At 43.8% G+C, this 17,531-nt stretch carries 15 protein-coding genes and 1 pseudogene; 4 read left to right on the top strand and 12 right to left on the bottom strand.

Annotated elements, in window-relative coordinates:
* Positions 1 to 4 precede the first annotated feature (4 nt).
* Positions 5 to 343: a XisI protein gene (locus tag HC246_RS03220; protein ID WP_169362125.1), complete on the bottom strand. Its 339-nt coding sequence runs from the start codon at positions 341 to 343 to the stop codon at positions 5 to 7.
* A gap of 25 nt (positions 344 to 368) precedes the next feature.
* Positions 369 to 524 (bottom strand): annotated as a pseudogene (locus tag HC246_RS26845) (element excision factor XisH family protein); the annotation flags it as partial.
* A 119-nt stretch (positions 525 to 643) separates the two neighbouring features.
* On the opposite strand from HC246_RS26845, the gene radA reads away from it, so the two are divergent.
* A complete protein-coding gene (radA, locus tag HC246_RS03210; RefSeq protein WP_169362124.1) occupies positions 644 to 2,089 on the top strand; it encodes a DNA repair protein RadA in 1,446 nt (481 codons plus the stop codon).
* Here the strand turns inward: radA and HC246_RS03205 are convergent.
* From HC246_RS03205 to rpmI, 5 genes are all read right to left on the bottom strand, one after another.
* Positions 2,077 to 2,298 carry a type II toxin-antitoxin system HicB family antitoxin gene (locus HC246_RS03205; RefSeq protein ID WP_169362123.1) on the bottom strand — a complete coding sequence of 74 codons (222 nt, stop codon included), beginning with the start codon at positions 2,296 to 2,298 and terminating at the stop codon, positions 2,077 to 2,079. The genes radA and HC246_RS03205 overlap by 13 nt on opposite strands.
* On the bottom strand, positions 2,291 to 2,503 hold the full coding sequence (locus tag HC246_RS03200; RefSeq protein WP_169362122.1) for a type II toxin-antitoxin system HicA family toxin: 213 nt from the start codon (positions 2,501 to 2,503) through the stop codon (positions 2,291 to 2,293). The genes HC246_RS03205 and HC246_RS03200 overlap by 8 nt, the downstream gene beginning before the upstream one ends.
* Positions 2,504 to 2,533: 30 nt before the next feature.
* Entirely contained in the window at positions 2,534 to 6,130 is a 3,597-nt protein-coding gene (gene smc, locus HC246_RS03195) for a chromosome segregation protein SMC (RefSeq protein WP_169362121.1), read from the bottom strand.
* A gap of 363 nt (positions 6,131 to 6,493) precedes the next feature.
* Positions 6,494 to 6,847, bottom strand: coding sequence for a 50S ribosomal protein L20 (gene rplT / locus HC246_RS03190; protein ID WP_169362120.1), 354 nt, complete (start codon positions 6,845 to 6,847; stop codon positions 6,494 to 6,496).
* A 74-nt stretch (positions 6,848 to 6,921) separates the two neighbouring features.
* Positions 6,922 to 7,119 carry a 50S ribosomal protein L35 gene (gene rpmI, locus HC246_RS03185; protein WP_169362119.1) on the bottom strand — a complete coding sequence of 66 codons (198 nt, stop codon included), beginning with the start codon at positions 7,117 to 7,119 and terminating at the stop codon, positions 6,922 to 6,924.
* Between the two features lie 221 nt (positions 7,120 to 7,340).
* Between rpmI and lpxB the strand changes: the two genes are divergently transcribed.
* Entirely contained in the window at positions 7,341 to 8,534 is a 1,194-nt protein-coding gene (gene lpxB, locus HC246_RS03180) for a lipid-A-disaccharide synthase (protein WP_225902903.1), read from the top strand.
* Between the two features lie 135 nt (positions 8,535 to 8,669).
* Here lpxB and HC246_RS03175 read toward each other — a convergent pair whose 3' ends face one another.
* From HC246_RS03175 to HC246_RS03160, 4 genes are all read right to left on the bottom strand, one after another.
* Positions 8,670 to 10,433, bottom strand: coding sequence for an EAL domain-containing response regulator (locus HC246_RS03175; protein WP_169362118.1), 1,764 nt, complete (start codon positions 10,431 to 10,433; stop codon positions 8,670 to 8,672).
* 352 nt (positions 10,434 to 10,785) lie between these two features.
* Positions 10,786 to 11,202, bottom strand: coding sequence for a hypothetical protein (locus HC246_RS03170; protein ID WP_169362117.1), 417 nt, complete (start codon positions 11,200 to 11,202; stop codon positions 10,786 to 10,788).
* Between the two features lie 24 nt (positions 11,203 to 11,226).
* Positions 11,227 to 11,664: a hypothetical protein gene (locus tag HC246_RS03165; RefSeq protein WP_169362116.1), complete on the bottom strand. Its 438-nt coding sequence runs from the start codon at positions 11,662 to 11,664 to the stop codon at positions 11,227 to 11,229.
* Positions 11,665 to 11,957: 293 nt separating this feature from the next.
* Complete coding sequence (locus HC246_RS03160) at positions 11,958 to 12,899, bottom strand: NAD-dependent epimerase/dehydratase family protein (protein WP_169362115.1); 942 nt, start codon at positions 12,897 to 12,899, stop codon at positions 11,958 to 11,960.
* Positions 12,900 to 13,301: 402 nt separating this feature from the next.
* On the opposite strand from HC246_RS03160, the gene HC246_RS03155 reads away from it, so the two are divergent.
* Positions 13,302 to 15,131 carry an N-acetylmuramoyl-L-alanine amidase gene (locus HC246_RS03155; RefSeq protein WP_169362114.1) on the top strand — a complete coding sequence of 610 codons (1,830 nt, stop codon included), beginning with the start codon at positions 13,302 to 13,304 and terminating at the stop codon, positions 15,129 to 15,131.
* The gene (locus tag HC246_RS03150) at positions 15,118 to 16,074 is read left to right on the top strand and encodes an AEC family transporter (protein WP_169362113.1); all 957 of its coding nucleotides are present in this window, start codon (positions 15,118 to 15,120) and stop codon (positions 16,072 to 16,074) included. The genes HC246_RS03155 and HC246_RS03150 overlap by 14 nt, the downstream gene beginning before the upstream one ends.
* Here the strand turns inward: HC246_RS03150 and HC246_RS03145 are convergent.
* A complete protein-coding gene (locus tag HC246_RS03145) occupies positions 16,071 to 17,531 on the bottom strand; it encodes a GGDEF domain-containing protein (RefSeq protein ID WP_169362112.1) in 1,461 nt (486 codons plus the stop codon). The genes HC246_RS03150 and HC246_RS03145 overlap by 4 nt on opposite strands.

The following is a 17,531-nucleotide window of genomic DNA, read 5'->3' as shown; positions in this document are numbered from 1 at the left end:
CGCATTAAGCTATAGCAAACCCAGTATACTCGCGTATCTTAGGATAACGAAAGCCGAGTACTATATCTTCTTTGGGAATACCTGCTTCCACTAAATCAGTAGCTATACCTTCCTCAGTATCATCACATTGAACCCAGACTTTATCCACAATCAAACAAAGGTGAATTGGTGTTGCATGGAGATACTTATTGCCACTCCAGCCAACATCTAAAACTAGGTACTGTCCTCGTTCATCATCAAACACAACTTGAGAGGAATAACCATCAGGCAAAGTAGCACGATAGTCAGCATGACTTTGGAGAACACTCTTAATGATGCTTTGATATTTTAATCGGTTATCCATTTTACAATTACCTCCCTTTCATCATTAATTCTCTTTCAGCGCTGATTAAGCGTTCTGCTCCCAAATCTGCCGACAAACGCTTCTTAAAGATTTGAAGTGGAAATGGATCATGAGTGATTGTCCACCCATCCTTTTCCAAAGCAAGCCTTACGGTGTTATGGTAAATATCTCTTGCAGACACTAAAATTTAGCAGTGAATTTGATCTCTAGTATAGCAAATTTCGCTTTTTTCACTAGGATTGACGGCGCTCTGAGCTGCCAATCCTACTCTTATCATTAAGCCTGTTATATATTTAAACAATGGCAAAAGCAAAAAGTCGATATGTATGTAATAACTGCGGTGAAGACTTCCCGCAGATGTATGGGAAATGTCCCGCTTGCTCCAGTTGGGGAACATTGCAAGAAGAACTAATTCCTGTCATCTCCACAAATACCAATGCGATCGCTACATTCTCGCATCTCAGTACAGCCAAATCTACAGGTAAGGCAAAACCTAGAGAATCCTTAACCCTCTCGCAAATTACCGACAACGACCAAGCGAGATCGCCTTCTGGTTATGAAGAACTCGATCGCGTATTGGGTGGAGGCATTGTCGCAGGTTCCCTTGTGCTGATTGGTGGTGAACCGGGGATTGGCAAAAGTACGCTATTGCTGGGCATGGCGCAAAAATTGATGAGCCGCTATCCCACGCTCTATGTCTGTGCCGAGGAGTCAGCGCAACAGGTAAAACTGCGATCGCAACGATTGGGAATCTTAGAAGAGAATTCTGATGCTCTCTATTTGTTAGCGGAAACGGATTTAGAAACAGTCTTGAGAGAATTGCAATCTCTTCGCCCCAAGGTTGCTGTAATTGATAGTATTCAAGCACTCTACTTCTCCAACTTAAATGCTGCCCCCGGTTCTGTTTCCCAAGTACGGGAATGTACGGCGGCGTTGATGCGTGTGGCTAAGCGCGAGAATATCTCACTATTTATCGTTGGTCATGTCACGAAGGAAGGCTCGATCGCGGGACCAAAGGTTTTAGAACATATGGTCGATACGGTTCTTTATTTTGAAGGCGATCGCTTTGCAACTCACAGGTTATTGCGATCGGTCAAAAATCGCTTTGGCGCAACGCAGGAAATCGGCGTATTTGAAATGATCGATCGTGGCTTGCGTGAAGTTTCTAATCCTTCGGAATTATTTCTCGGCAATCGCGATGAATCTGTGCCCGGAACTGCCACGATTGTAGCCTGTGAGGGAACGCGCCCGATTGTGGTGGAGTTACAAGCCCTCGTCAGTCCTACCAGTTATTCCTCGCCTCGCCGCACGACAACGGGTATCGAGACTAATCGCTTTCTACAAATTCTTGCCGTTTTGGAAAAAAGAATTGGGATTCCCTTATCAAAACTCGATGCCTATGTAGCGGCGGCGGGTGGTTTGAATGTGGCGGAACCTGCGGTGGATTTGGGAGTAGCGATCGCAGTGGCGGCAAGTTTTCGCGATCGCACAGTCGATCCGCGCACAGTGATGATTGGTGAAGTGGGTTTGGGCGGACAGGTGCGCCCCGTATCGCAATTAGATATGCGATTAAAGGAAGCGGCGAAGTTAGGCTTTAAACGGGCGATTATTCCTAGTATGCAGGTGATGCAAAATTACGGCATGGAAATAGTGCCTGTAACTAAGGTATTAGATGCGATCGTGGCAGCTTTACCGCGCACCAAGTTTGAAGTTGCCACGTCAAGTGATGAATCTTATGCAACCTGACTAATTGTTCTTGGCTCTGGTAATCTTTCACCTGAGGTTTTGTAAGCTATAATCAAAGCCTCTAGAGCTTCAAGCCCATTATGAAAAGCTTCTTCATAGGTATCGCCATGCGATCGCCATTTTTGGTTGGGGAAATCAGGAAAGCCAACTAAAAAACAGTCATCTTCATTTGACCACTGGATAATCATTTGGTATTTAAGGCTATTCATTTCTCTTATTCCTTCTTATTTCCATTAAAGCTTCTTCTACAGCCTTTTCTAAATAACGTTTTGCATCATCTCCATCTTTACCTGATACCGTTAGTTTACCACTATACAAAGGATGAATCCAGTTAGTATGGCTGCCTTTGCCATCAAGCTCTACAAAGCCCTCTTTCCTTAAAATTTGCTTTAGCTCTCTTACCTTTTTAGGCATAGCAATTCTCTATATTTTTAAAGTTTTTTATCAACTCGATCGCAGTTCTAAGCCCAATACTTGAGTATGCTCGCCTCGTGCTTGAGTTACCCCGATCGTGCGTTCTGAAGCTTCGATCATGGGGCGGCGAAGGCTGACTACGATGAATTGAGCGAGATTGGCTTGCTTGCGTACCATTTTTGAGAGACGTTCTACGTTTGCGCCATCGAGGAACATATCCACTTCGTCAAAGGCATAGAAGGGGGATGGACGATAGCGCTGGAGAGCGAAGATGAAACTAAGCGCCGTGAGGGATTTTTCGCCTCCAGACATGGATGAGAGATGTTGTACTTGCTTGCCTTTGGGGTGAGCAACAAGCGTCAATCCACCACTGAGTGGCGCATTGGGATTTTCTAATTGGAGATAGCCATCACCATCGGAGAGTTCCGCAAAGATTTCTTTGAAATGTCCGTTTACGGCATCAAAGGCTTGCATAAAGGCTCGTTGACGCAGCGTCGTAAAGTTCTCAATTCTAATTAAGAGTTCAGTCCGTTCTTGATTGAGCGTTTCCAGACGACTACTGAGTTCTTCTAGCCGTTCAGAAGTTGCTTCGTATTCAGAGATCGCCATCATATTGACGGGTTCCATCGACTGAATTCGTTTGAGTAAGCGACGTTGCTCTAATTGCAATTGCTCAAGAGTCATGCCTTCAGGAACTTCAGGAACAATATCTGGTAGTTCAATTTGCTCAAGTTGTTCTGTAAACTGGGCAATCTGTTGCTCTAGTTCTACCTGACGTTCGCGATTTTTTTGTAACTGCCATTCCTGTTGTTGTTGCTGTTGCTGTTGAGCACGTAGCGATCGCTCACAGGCATCACGCTCCTGCTTAGCCGCACCGATAATTTGCTCTAGAGCATCAAGACGTGATTGGTAAGAGGCGATCGCATTTTCAGTCTGTTTGATTTGATTTTGAATTTGGGCAGTGTTGTTAATCAGTTCCGTTTGTGTACTACGCAGTTCTTGCAGGCGAGTTTGGCGTTGTGCCATTTTTTCTAATGCAAGTTTATGCTGATTTTCTAACTCACCCAATTGTTGTTTAGCAGTCCGCAATTCAATTTCCGCACTGTTGAGTAAAGCTTCCTGCCCCTGCAAGGCATCTTGAGCCTGTAGCCAACGGGTATGAGTTCCCGATTTCTCTAATTCCGCAAGTTCGGCACGTTTGACCAGTAGCTTGGCTTCTAGTTCGGCAATATTGCCATCAAGGGTATTTAACTGTGCTTGACCAATTTCGATGGCAGCACGGGTTTGTTGAATTTGATCCTGTAGGCGAGAGCGATCGCGACTGTTGCGTTCGATTTGTTCGTAAATGCGATCGCGTTTGAGTTGTGCTTCACGATGGGTGGTTCTGGCGGCTTGCAATTGCTCTTCATATTTAGCAATACCCGTCAAAGCGCCGCGCAAGCGTTGATTTAATCGCGCTAACATTTGGTCAATTTCCAAAAGGCGATCGCGCAGTTGCTTAGTTTCTGAAGACTCCGCAGGCTTAGTATTACCGAAGTGAAGGCTGGTATGTAAGGGAGCACTACCGCCCGTCATTGCTCCAGAAGTTTCTAAAATTTCACCCTCTAGCGTCACCATCCGATATTTACCAATATGGAAACGTGCTTGGTCGAGATGCTCAAATACCAGCGTATTGCCAAAGACAAAATAGAAGACATCACGATATGGCTCTTCGTAGGTAACGAGATTGAAGGCGTAATCAATTGCCCCTAATTTTTGGGCTTCTACCCGTGAAGGTAACTTGGCAGATTGCAGCTTGTTTAGTGGCAAGAATGTGGCGCGTCCCGCACGCTCACGCTTGAGCAAGGCGATCGCTTCCGCCGCAACCTGATCACTCTCAACCACCAGATTTCCTAGGCGACCACCTGCACAGATTTCGAGAGCTAGCTGATAGCGAGGTTCCACCAGTCCCAACTGGGCAACCAGTCCGTAGACTCCCGATAGCTCAGATTCGATGATGACCTGCGATGCTTTAGTCCCTTGCATCTCACGGCTTGCCTGTACCTGTGCTTCTAGCTTATCCAGTTGACGGGTTTTGACTCGCTGCTCTTGATTGAGGCGATCAATAGTTTCATTTTGCAGTTGTACTTCTAATTGGGCTTCCGATAGATTTTTGGCAAGGGTTTGCACTAAAGCCTCTGCGCCATTTACCTCTGCTTCTTGTAAACGTAGTGCATCTTCTAAAGACTGATTGGAGAGCATATCCACAGCATAGCGCCCTTCCCCAGCCATGATTTCTTGGAGTTCCTTTTCCTGTGATTCCAGTTGGAGCGATCGCTGATTGAGGACTTCTCTAATTCTGGTTTGTTCTTGCTTTTGGGGATCTAGCTCTGCTTGGGTATTATCGACATCTTGACGCAACTGTGTTTGCTGACGTACCCATTCCGATGAAGCTGAAGCGATCGCTTGCACTTCTTTACGATATTGGGAAACTATCGAAGCCTGTTGATCGCGTGCTTTCTCTGCTGTAGCTACTGCTTCTTCTTTAAGTTGCTTTTGCGATTCTAAGTGTTCAGATTCACGGAGGAGCTGATCGATTTCCTCTTGGGTACTGACAATGTGATTTTGATTATTTTGATAGGAACTAGTCAGAGATTGCTGCTGCCGTTGCAGACCTCGCAATTCCGCCTGTTGTGCTGATAGATTACTGGAAACTGAGAGATATTCTTCTTCGCCGAGGGTATGGACGCGATCGCTCAATTCATTAAGCTGAACTGTCCCCATCTCAATTACCTGAGACAGTTCAAGCAAGGCATTCTCAATATTGCCGCATTGTTCGCGATTATTGACTAGCTCGACATTACGCAGCGACTGTTGATAAGTAATCTCGCGCTTTTGCAGAACTGCCTCCGATGCTTCCATGCGTTCATATTCTAGGCGCAGGGCTTTATATTTTTCTGCCTTAACGCGATCGCCCTTCAGTTTTTCTTTGTTGGCAATTAATTCCTGTTCAACAATCCGAAATCGCTCTTCTTGAGTCTTCACATCATCGAGTTTATCCTTTGCCGTAGCAATTTTGCGATCGAACTCACCCACACCTGCCAATTCATCAATGATTTCCCGACGTTCCCGCGAATTCATGGAAATAATCCCCGTAACGTCCCCCTGTAGTACAACGTTATAGCCTTCGGGATAAATACGGAACTTCGCTAACTGTTCATGAAGTTCGCTCAAATTGCAAGGAGTTCCATTAATGTAATAAGTGGAAGTATAGGTTCCCTGTGTAGTCACACGTAACTTCCGCATGACTGTCCATTCCCCCACATTCTGACCTTCGGCTGTGGGGATTTCGATCCCTTCTGACTGCATTGCTGTGACTTCTGCTTCCTCTAGAGCAAAGGTTACAGTCACGCTCGCCTCTACCATCCGCCCCTTTTTACTATGGGCTTGGTTAACTAAATCTGGCAAGCGATCGGCACGCATCCCCTTTGAACCTGCTAGACCGAGCGCAAATAGCAAAGCATCTAAAATATTTGATTTGCCCGAACCATTAGGTCCCGAAACCACTGTAAATCCCTGCAATAGGGGGATCGATGTGGTCGAGCCAAAGGACTTAAATCTGGTGAGTTCTACATTTTTAATGTACATATGCAATATACGCAGTAGCGATCGGGGGGCAGCTCAAACAAAAAGTAGCGATGCTATGCTTTTGTTTTCTCTAGGATGTCAGTTTTTGACAGCACGAAAGTGCCAATACGTTATCATAACTTGGCAAAAATGGCGTAGTATCCTCAAGATTTTTTGTATAGCAAAGCAAGTTTTGCTTAGGGCATAAAACCAGAAGATGAGTTGCGGCGCAAAGCGCCGCAACTCATCAATAGCTAACTCTTTTTTTGCTGTAGCTACCCAAGAAGAGAAAGGTGGCGTGAAACGCCACCTTTCTCTTCTTGGGTTTTGATTAAACAAAAAAAGCCCACTCTTAGAGTGGACTTTTTTGTTTTGGAATTTAATTTAAGCGATGGATTTTGCCTTTTCCACGATCGCAGTAAATGCGTCAGGATCAAGGATCGCAATTTGCGAAAGCATCTTACGGTTAATATCGATGTTTGCTTTCTTAAGTAAACCAGCAAACTTGCTATAGCTCAGACCTTGTTGGCGAGCCGCAGCATTAATGCGGGTAATCCAAAGACTACGGAAATCGCGCTTCTTCTTGCGGCGATCGCGGTAGGCGTTACGAAGAGCTTTCATTACCTGCTGGTTAGCAGTGCGGAACAGCTTAGAGTGCGATCCGCGAAAGCCTTTGGCTAATTTCAATACCTTATTGCGGCGCTTTCTAGCTACGTTACCGCGTTTTACTCTCGTCATGGCTTCGTTATTATCGTGATTTGTTTTTATTTAATTTTTTACAGGGTGGTTTACACCCTGTAAAAAGCTCTTACTTAGGCGTAAGGCATCATTGCACTTACTCTGTCATTATCAGTTTCATCAACTATAGCCATTTGACCTAATCTGCTCTTGCGGGCAGTAGGTTTATGCTCTAGTAGGTGGTTGCGACCAGCGTGGCGGCGAGCAAACTTGCCGCTACCCGTCACCTTGAATCGCTTGGCGGCAGATTTACGAGTTTTGAGCTTAGGCACTTCTTTCTAGTCCAAATTTTTGACCTTTACGAGTGTACCATAATGAAATGCGATATGTTGAATTTTGGAGTGAAATAATATGACACAAACTATCACTCAAAAAACAAAAGATGATTGGCGGCGCGAAGCGCCGCCAATCATCTTGAGATAGAAAGCAAAATTAGCGATATCTTGAATGTGTAAGTCATAGGGCGATCTTTGCCACCAACCGATCTATTTGTATGGAATCTAGCTCAGAAATCAACTCAGAAATTAAAATGAAACGCCGCATATTTATCAGTACAGGCGAAGTGTCAGGTGACTGGCATGGGGCGATTTTAATCGAAGCTTTGCAAGAACGGGCTGCCCTCAAGGGGATTGAGCTAGAAATTCTGGGACTAGGTGGCGATCGCATGGAAGCGGTGGGCGCAAAGCTACTTGGTAATACCGTTGGTATTGGTTCAATTGGTGCTGTTGAGGCTATACCCTACATTTTGCCAACGATTCGGCTACAGGAAAATGCCAAGAAATCCTTAAAAAATTCGCCGCCCGATGTTGCTGTCCTGATTGATTACATGATGCCCAATCAGGGTATGGGTTACTTTGCAAAGCGTGTGCTAAATGTACCTGTAATTTATTACATTGCCCCGCAGGAATGGGTGTGGTCATTTAATGACAAAAATACCAAGGCGATCGCTGCCTTTACCGACAAATTATTAGCCATCTTTCCACAGGAAGCCGTTTACTACGAGAAGCAAGGAACCAATGTGCTATGGGTGGGGCATCCCTTTGTCGATCTCATGTCAAAAGTGCCCGATCGCATGGTGGCGCGTCAAAAATTGGGGATTGCCGTTGATGATCTTGTCGTCACCCTATTGCCAGCGTCGCGTACCCAAGAACTACGGGATGTCATGCCGATCATTCTCAAGGCAGCAAAGATTATTCAATCCAAACTACCCCATGTAAAATTCTGGTTGCCGCTCTCCCTAGAGCGCTACCGTCCTGCGGTGGAGAAGTTACTAGCAGAATATGAGATCAACGCCACAATTATCTCAGGACAATCACAGATTGCGATCAGTGCCGCCGACTTAGTGCTCAGTAAATCAGGAACCGTAAATTTAGAAACAGCTTTGCTCAATGTGCCACAGGTAATCTTGTATCGCGTCAGTGCAATTACCGCTTGGATCGCCCGTTATATCGTGCGCCTGCAATTGCCCTTTATTTCACCAGTCAATTTAGTGAATATGGAAGCAGTTGTGCCTGAGTTTGTGCAGAATGAGGCGATTCCCGAAGCGATCGCTGACAGTGCCTTGGATTTATTGATCAATCCCCAAGCAAGGCAAACTATGCTTGATGGATATACCAGAGTCAGAAAAAGTTTGGGAGAAAAAGGGGCAATTAATCGCGTTGCCGATGCCATTCTTGATTATTTATAGATAATTCAAATAAGAACTACAGCTTCGACTTCGCTCAGCTAGCTTACACCGATGGCTGAGCGGAGTCGAAGCCCCTCTGCGAATTATTTAAAACAACTATATAGATCAAAAAGCCGCCTTTGGCGGCTTTTTGATCTATAAACGCTTGTCTTCGGTTACAAAGGCGCAGAACTTGTCAAAGGGAAGTGGGCGGCTATAGTAATAGCCTTGAATACTATCGCATCCCAAATCTTGGAGAACCTTGAGTTCGCCTTGGGTTTCCACACCCTCGGCAACGGTTTTGAAATCGAGACTCTTTGCCATCGTGATGATGGCTTTGGCGATCGCCCGATTTTGAGCATCAGTATCAATATGTTGCACAAAGCAGCGATCAATTTTGAGAGTATCCAAGGGAAACTTTTTGATATAGCCCAATGATGAGAAGCCCGTACCAAAGTCATCAATTGAGAGCTTGACCCCGATCGCTTTGAGATCCATCAACTTTGCTAAGCTGGCATCAATGTTATGGACAACCGTAGTTTCCGTAATCTCTAATTCTAAATATTGAGGATCAAACTGAGTTTCCTCCAAAATATCTAAGATCCGTTTATTGAGATCCTGTTGCTGAAACTGCCTACCAGAAAGGTTTACCGATACTTTAAGGGGGGGGATGCAATTCTGGATATCCCCGTTAGCATTGTGAAGTGCATTTTGGGAAATCAGCTTCTGCGTCGCCTTGACCTGCTGACAGGCAGTTTTGAGAACCCATTCACCAATCTCTATAATAGAGCCATTACTTTCAGCGATCGGGATAAACTTCATTGGCGAAATTAGCCCCTCAGAGGAATGATTCCATCGAATGAGCGACTCGGAACCAAACATTTCACCCGTAGCAATGCTGACCTGTGGCTGATAGTAAAGCTCAAATTCTTGATTATCAAGCGCATGATGTAAATCGGTCTGCAACTCTAGACTTAGAGGCAGCTTGACTTGAATTTCATCAAAGAATTGATAACAATTGCCCCCGCGACGCTTTGCTTCTTGTAAGGCGAGATTTGCCTGCTGCATGATGCCATTAGCATCTTGCGGATAGAGAGAAATGCCAATGCTCGCGGTAACGTAAACTTCGGTGATTCCTACGATAAACGGAGTGGCAAAAGACTCTAACAATGACTTCGCGACATTATTAGCCTCTGCCTTGGGATTAGCTGTCGATAGGATAATCGCAAACTCGTCACCACTGAGGCGACAAATCGTATCATCATCCTGAACTGCATCAATGATTCGCTTAGCGATCGCTTGGAGTAGCAGATCCCCAAATTCTTCTCCCCGTGAGTCATTGATCATTCCAAATCGATCAATATCAATTAAAAGAATTGGAATTGGTGCTTCTGGAGAAGTATCAGAAATAACACTATCTAAGCGCTCACGCAATGCTAGGCGATTGGGAAGCTGCGTTAAGGTATCAAAGTACAAGAGACGTTCTAACTGCTCTTGAGCAATATCTTGGGCAATATTTTGAGCAACTTCTTGGTAATGTTGATCAACTTTTTCTTTTTTGCTAAGTTGTGCGGCGATCGCTTCTAGTAACTCCTCACGATTCAGCGGCTTAGTGAGATAGTCATCGGCTCCTTTGAGCATCCCTTGGCGTAAATCTTGGCGATCGGCTAAAGATGTTAAAAAGATGAAGGGAATAACCGTCAGCTTCGGATCTTGACGAATGGCGGCTAAGACACCATAGCCATCCATTTCTGGCATTTGTACATCAGACAAAATTAAATCTGGTATTTGCTGTCTAGCAATTTCTAATCCCTCCCGTCCGTTTGATGCCGACATAACATGATATTTTGACAGTTCTAGAACGTCACAAATGTTATCTCGAATATCATCATCATCTTCTATAACTAGTAAGGCATACATTTTGTGTAACCTCTGCAACATTCCATGGATTTTACAGCTTTTGCAAGCAAAAGGGGCATAATTAGAGACCTTTAAAAACTCATCGCGATCTTTTCACGTGAGGTACAAGGTTTGTTTTCCTGATACAGGCTAGAACATAACCCTAGCATTCTAGAAGCATACCGTACTTTGCAGATTTCCTCGATTTAATAAAGAAGCAGATTTTTGTGGTACAGCCACAGTACAAAAAATCTGTTTCTTTTGCTTCTTTATTTTAAGTGGCTAGGCATAATTAAAAATCCAGAGCTAAGACCTGTAGCACACGCGCAGCGTGCGCTACAGGTCTTGGGGTTTTATATTTAATTGCGACTGACTACTTATGAAATAAGACATTAGTAATATGTCCGGGAAATAGATCGATCCCCAATGAAGACTTGATCAGATAGATAATTAAAATTGTTACTGAACTAATTAACAGACTCATCGCAATAATCAATACAACTGCCATAACAATATTGGCAACTTTGGTAATTCCATTAACTTGATATTGCCTTTGTTGTTTCCGCATATCCCGCCCGATTAGCAACACCACAAAGTAGCGAAGGAAAATCAGATCAACAATAAAACGTAAGTCAATAATTTTAGGTGATGGACGAGGAATCGCTGATTGAATTACTGATTTAATACCTTCTCTTTCTTGCTCATTGAGTTTATCTAGAATCTGATCGGGGATTTGATGCATATAGTAGTTAGCATCTCTGTCGTTATAATTCCTCTTGATTTTAGTCATATAAATAGTTTGGAGTGAATAGGATTAAAGCCATTGATATATGCACCATCCAAGAATCATTGCCCCCCAGACAATAATTATTAATCCATAGGTAGATTGCCTTTTATTGAGTCCTAATTTATACATACGCAGATTCGCGAATCCTAATAGGAAAACAACACTAATGGCAATCGTCCAAGATAGAAGTAGCCATAGGGCGACGGTTGGTCCATCGTTTGCCACTAGTTTATATGGTTTTGCCCATATGAATACACTAGCCCAAAACCACATTGATAGCCATGCGATCGCTAAGCTAATCGAAGCACTTCCTGTTTGAGCTAACCTTAGCGTGACTATAGAATTACCTAACCAAATAAACTGATTAGCATTATAAGCTGCAAGAAGAATCCCACCCGATAAACATCCTATCAACAAAACTATCAGATAAACGATTGCATCATAAGCTATGGTTTTAATCTTCATGATTTTAATTAACAAAGCAAAAAATATATGCTTAGAATTAAAGTCTATAAGATTTTAAAACATAAAATATATTTATTTCTTGATCTAAGCATAAACACTGACATTGCTTTTCAATAACATAAAGCAAGTAAGTTTTTACAACTGTCATTTTGTGATGCTTTTAAAAACTTACTTGCTTTATAAAGGTTGATTAATTGTTAGTGCTAAATGAGTCAGGATGGACAGCGCTTTGCTCTGCCCATCCTGACCCAATATCCTAGGACTACCGATTAATTGAGTGATGATCGATTTATCTATTTCAAGATTTGTTCATCTGTAGAGAAATCGATATCAGCTTGATGGCGATTGGATGGGAGGTAATCCTGCTCGAAGGAAGTTTTTAAACCAGATAAGAGATCGTATTTGGGCTGCCAGTTGAGATCTTGGGTTGCCTTGGTGACGGAGGCGAAAAAATGCTGGAGACGGAAAGGAAATGCTTTCTTTTTGCCAAAGTCAAAATCCTTAGGATTGTAATAGACAAAATTCAATGAGCTAGGATCTTTGCCTGCGGCGATCGCACATTGTTTGGCAAGTCCGATAAAGGTGACATAGCGCGTATCGGAAATATTGTAAATTTCGCCGATCGCTTTTTGATTGCCTAGAACTGCTGCCATTGCGCTAGCAAGATCTGCAACATGACCAAGTTGGGTAATAAATTTGCCATTTCCGGGGATCGGGATTGGGCGATCGCGCACAATGCGATCAAAGAACCAAGCTTCTACATCGTTATAGTTTCGGGGCCCGTAAATGTAAGTGGGGCGAATGGAAGTATAGGGAAAGCCAGATTCAGCAAGGACTTGTTGCAAATATGCTTCTGTATCGAGCTTGCCTTTGTGACGACTCTTGGGATCAACGGCATCGGTTTCGTGGTAGGGCAGGATGTCGCCATCGAGATAGACACCCGCCGAACTCATATAGACAAAATGCTGGAGGCGATCGCGAAAAATTTCGACGAGGGGCTTGGTATCGCTAAGTTCACGCCCATTGTTATCAAAAATTGCCTCGAAGGATTCGCCACTAAGTTTGTCTCGTAGTTGTTGAGGATCTGTGCGATCGCCAATAATTGTGCGGAGTCCTGCAACGGGTGAAGGCTTTTTACCACGGTTAAAGAGGGTTACTTGATGTCCTTGATCAACCAACAATTTGACCAGTGACACACCAATAAATCTTGTGCCACCCATTACTAAAATTTTCATTTTTGAATTAGTTTAATTAGTTTTCTTGAAATTTACTAAATTCAGAATATAGCGTTTTGCGCTGTAGATTCTGCTAAGTACATCTGCTTAATGAACTCTAAGAAGCGGATTCGTCCACTTCGCGGGCAAATTAGCTGGGGCTATTTAATTGTGACTGCCTAGTAGGTTGTTGGAATTAAATGTAGGATGGGCTAGCGATCTCGTAGACCATCATCTCTAAGCCATTGATGCGTTACGTTTTACTAATACATCCTCCAAATAATTAAGCCTAGCTCTTTACTTATGAATGCGTTACGTTGCACTAACGCATCCTACAAATAATTAAGCCTAGCTCCTTACTTATGGGGATAGTATTAAATAGCGATGCGTTAGATCTCTATTTTTAGATAAGCACTAGGAATTATGCGGCGACAGATAGGAATTTTTCTAATTGGGATGTTGAGCTTTTTTATTGCTACCGCAACAAGCGCCCAAAACTTTATCCCACCCACACAACTACATCTCACCTATCCGCCGTTACAACATACCACCACCGACGATCGCCTATTTTTTATTGGTACTGCGCCCAAGGATGGTCAGGTCAGTATTAACGGCAAGGTGATATCACGGAGTAACGCAGGGCATTTCGCCCCAAGTTTGCCGCTTCGGATTGGTGAAAATATTTTTCAGCTCAAGTACAGCAATCCTACGGGCGATCGCAATAGTAACAAGGAAATCACGGTGAAGGTTGTGCGGGAATCAAGAATTACCTTACCACCCAAGGACATCGGCTTTATCGGAAATTCTCTATTCCCCACTGTCAATATTGCGCGACAGCCCAATGAAAGAATTTGCTTTGATGCGATCGCCACACCTAATGCCCAAGTTATCGCTAGAATTGGCGATCGCGAAATTCCTCTCTTACCTCGCCGCCGTAATATTCAACTACCCCCGAATTCATCGGTACTAACAGGGAATAACGCAGCTAGTGCCGAATCTCCTTCAGGTTATTTCCGTGGCTGCGCTACCTTTGAAACGCCTAGCCAACTTGGTCAGCCTGAATATGAAATGCGCCTAGGCGATCGCATTGTTAAACAAAAAGCGCAAGGCTCCGTCGAAATTCTCTCGCCGAAAAAACTCCAGATTGCCGAAATTACGGCAACTGCTGATGCCAGAACTGGTGCAAGTACTGACTTCTCGCGCCTTACTCCCTTACCCCAAGGCGTTAAAGCTCTAGTCACAGGTAAACAGGGAGAATGGCTGCGGCTTGATTATGGTGCTTGGGTGAGAGAACGCTTTGTGAAAGTATCTGATACTGATACACAGCCGCGATCGCTAGTGCGCGGAATTAGTACAAGGGCTGCGATCGCTAAAGACGATCCGCAGAATATTTGGACAGAGATCGTCATTCCCCTTGAATGCAACGTCCCAATTTCTGTTAGTCAAGGCGATCGCACCTTTACATTGACTCTGTATAACGTCACGTCTCAAACTGATACTATTTCCATTGCCCCCGAATCCATCATCAATAAATTGGAATGGTTGCAGTCTGATCCTGATAAAGTCATCTATACAATTAGCCTCAAGCCCAAACAACAATGGGGTTATAAGGTTCGTTATCAAGGCACAAATCTGATTGTTTCTCTCAAACATCCACCAGTTCTATCTACTGCAAATAAAGAACCTCAACTTCTCAATGGTGTTAAAATTCTCTTAGATGCAGGACATGGTGGTAATGAAGACTTAGGCTCGCGAGGTCCAACGGGATATCCTGAAAAAGATGTCACCCTGATTGTTTCCAAACTCCTACAAGAGGAATTACAAAATCGTGGGGCGAAGGTAGTAATGACTCGTACCGATGATATTGATCTAGATTTAGCCCCCAGAGTTGCCAAAATCGAACAGGAGGAACCCACGGTCTCCATCAGCCTGCATTACAATGCCTTGCCCGATAATGGTGATGCGATTAATACATCAGGAATTGGGGCTTTTTGGTACAATCCACAGTCTCAGGACTTCGCTAAGTTTATCCATAACTATGTTTCCCAAAAGTTGCAGCGTCGTGAATATGGCGTTTACTGGAATAACTTAGCATTAGTTCGTTCTACGGTGACACCAGCAGTACTTCTAGAATTAGGTTTTATGATCAATCCCGATGAGTTTGAATGGATTATCGATCCGCAACAGCAAAAGTTACTTGCCAAAACCCTTGCTGATGGTATTACCGAATGGATGCTGAATGCTGCTAACTAATTCTGATGACTTCTGGTCTATCTTCCATTTTGGTGATCTGATCAATGCCTATATTCCTCTAATTCTCTGGACAGGGGTTGGTTTATTAATTTCCCGATTTGCTCCCATCAATACTTCCAAATTTCTTGGAGTTGGTCTTTATTGGATAGGAGTCCCATTACAACTATTTGTCCTTGCTAGACATACGCAGTTTTCGGATACACCCTACATTCCCTATGTGGCGATCGCCGCTTTAGTGCTTAGTTGGCTACTCGCCCTCATCGGTTGGCAATTTGCCAAGCAGGAACATAGCGATCGCTCTAGTTTGGGCAGTTTTATTTTGGCGACGATGCTTGGTAATACGGGTTTTGTGGGCTTGACTCTGACCAATTCCCTTGCGAGTTCTAGCTATGCCGATTGGGCAGTTTTATATAGCATTGCCAGTAATGTAGCGGGAAATTATGGGATTGCCGTATTTATTGCCAGCTACTTTGGGAAGAGCGAGGTCAAACCACCTTGGTGGAAATTGTTGCTCGATGTAGCCACAGTACCGAGTTTATGGGCTTTTGCGATCGGTTGGTATACGCGCCCCATTGGTTTACCCGCAGCGATCGAGTCGGGATTAGATATGGGTGTATGGGTGACGATCGCCTTTGCCTTGTCTCTCGTCGGTTTACGCCTTGGCAAAATCGAGAAATGGGAGAGCCTCAAACCTGCGGCGATCGCCGCTTTTTTGCGAGTGGCGATCGTGCCTTTAGCGATCGGGTTAGGTTCGACTGCTTTCGGCTTAAGACATGATCCGCGTTTAATTTTGACCCTGATGTCTGGAACTCCCACAGGGCTATCGGTATTAATTCTGGCGGAAGTCTATAACCTTGATCGTGATTTGCTAATTAGCACGATCGCCTTCTCCTTCATTGGTTTATTTTTGATGCTTCCGATTTGGATCATCTTTTTTGGTTAATTGGCGATCGCCACAAAACAAGCTCTGCCCCTAGATTTGGCTGCATATAGTCCTTGATCGGCTATTTTAATGAGATCATTGACAGTGGTTTCATATTGAGGAATACAAGCACAAATGCCTGCGCTGACTGTCACATAGGGACTAGCCTGTGAGTAGGCGTGAGGAATCTTTAAATCAGCGATCGCCTTGAGAGTAATTCCCACAAGTTTTTCGGCATCAGTCAAATTGGCTTCGGGTAGTAACAGTACAAATTCTTCGCCCCCATACCTTGCTGCCATATCAGTTTTGCGCTTAGCTATGTTGTTAATCGTATGGGCAACCATTTGAAGACAATGGTCACCCGCCAGATGCCCATAATGATCGTTATAGCTTTTGAAATAATCGACATCAAACATAATCAAAGCAAGGGAATGCTTATGGCGATAGGCACGTCCTAATTCCCTGTCGATCGCAATATTGAAGGCTCGACGATTAGGGATTTCGGTTAAGCTGTCGATATAGGATAGTGTTTCTAATTGTTGATTCAGTTCCAAAATTTCTGCTTGGGCAAGTCGCAGCGCTTGTAACTGCTCATAGGATCTCGCGGCTAACCACACAGCGATCGCAATTACAATTGAGAAAATCCCTCCAAAAATCAAAATACCTTCAGCAACAAAATTGGAAGTGGTAATCCCATATCGGGTCATCACATACAACTGCGAAGAATAAAGCGCTTGCCACAGACAAATCGTAATCGTAAAACCTAAAACAATGAGACTCAGGGGTAAAAATAGAATTGGCAATTTTTGCTTAATCTGCAAACTTAAATAGCGAGCTTCGAGCATCAGCATCAGCCCAGTCGCCATAAAGCCAACGGAAGTATGGAGCGCCATCTTTGTTAGTTTTCCCCACCCATAGGCTGTTTCCACATGGGACAAATATCCCAGAAAAGCAACACTACCTAAGCCCATTGTTAAGGCTCCCAATACACTCCCAACCAAATATTGGTTGAGGTTAATATTTTTGACTGACATGACTAAGAGCGAAATTCCACTGAGCAGGAATGCCAGAGCAGTATTAGGAGCCATACGTCCGGGTTGTGAAGTGTCAGTGACGATGTAATGTTTCATAAACAATTCATCAATATAGAAATTCACCCCTAAAATTTGTTGGGTTAGGGTTAAACCACCCAGCAATACCAACAATATCCCGATATACAGGGATATTTTCCTGTATTGATTATTCAGTCCTATGAGCGCAAGACTAGCACCAATAAAACCTAACGATGTATTAAACTGCATGGGTACAAATCGGGTATTAATCTGAATTAATTGATGTGAGCCTGTATACCAACCAAACATCACCGTTAATCCCAGTACAAGTAGCAGACATGCACCGAAATTGATACAAAATCTCAAGGAAATATATTTACGCATCGTTGGTGATGATTTAGTCAATAGAGCGATCAGTCCGCTCAT

It is taken from the genome of Pseudanabaena yagii GIHE-NHR1, assembly GCF_012863495.1.
In the GTDB taxonomy this organism is placed as follows: Bacteria; Cyanobacteriota; Cyanobacteriia; order Pseudanabaenales; family Pseudanabaenaceae; genus Pseudanabaena; species Pseudanabaena yagii.
Note: the sequence above shows the minus strand (reverse complement) of the source record. Positions and strands in the feature narration are given on the sequence as shown.